The sequence below is a fragment of the Rhodococcus sp. 14-2483-1-2 genome (assembly GCF_002259405.1).
Classification (GTDB): Bacteria; Actinomycetota; Actinomycetes; order Mycobacteriales; family Mycobacteriaceae; genus Rhodococcoides.
The window spans coordinates 1-626 of record NZ_NPFW01000010.1; the positions used below are offsets into that span (position 1 = coordinate 1).

The window sequence follows — 626 nt, forward strand, 5'->3', positions numbered from 1 at the left end:
CGCAACGATCCTGCTCGCCTTCGTCGTGCTCTACCTCGTCGGTTTCGATCAGGGCGCGATCTCCCGCAGTGGCATGTACATGCACGAGTTGATGCACGACGGCCGCCACCTGCTGGGCCTGCCATGCCACTGACCGACACCCACGGCCCGACGCTGCAGGGCACATTCGTCCAACTCCTGCTCCGAGGCCTGCTCGCCGGACTCCTCGCAGGCCTGCTCGCCGGAGCAGTCGCCTACGTCGTCGGTGAACCGCACATCGACTCGGCCATCGCCATCGAGGAAGCAGCCGGCACCGACACCCATCACACCGACACCGACGCCGCCCCGGCGGCGCATTCCCACGGCGACGAGGAAGCACTGGTCACTCGGGACGGACAACGCGTCGGACTGTTCCTCGCCACCGGACTCGCCGGCCTGGCACTCGGCGCGATCTTCGCCTCGGCACTGCACTACGGGCGACGCTTCACCGCCCTGCCCGGTTCGGTCCTCGCGCTCGTCGGGGCCGGTGCCGGATGGGTGGCCATCGAAGCAGTCCCGTTCTTCAAGTACCCGGCGAACCCGCCGGCCGTCGGAGATCCCGAGACCATCACCCAGCGCACCTGGCTGTGGTTGGCGACGGTGATTCT

Annotated in this window: 2 protein-coding genes; both read left to right on the forward strand. The window is 68.2% G+C overall.

Translation table 11 applies throughout. The features are described from left to right. Nucleotides 1-7 precede the first annotated feature (7 nt). Complete coding sequence (locus CH295_RS10295; protein ID WP_094740626.1) at nt 8-133, forward strand: CbtB domain-containing protein; 126 nt, start codon at nt 8-10, stop codon at nt 131-133. After that, on the forward strand, nt 124-626 hold a 503-nt coding region (locus CH295_RS10300), incomplete at its 3' end, for a CbtA family protein (protein ID WP_141216992.1). The genes CH295_RS10295 and CH295_RS10300, both read left to right, overlap by 10 nt.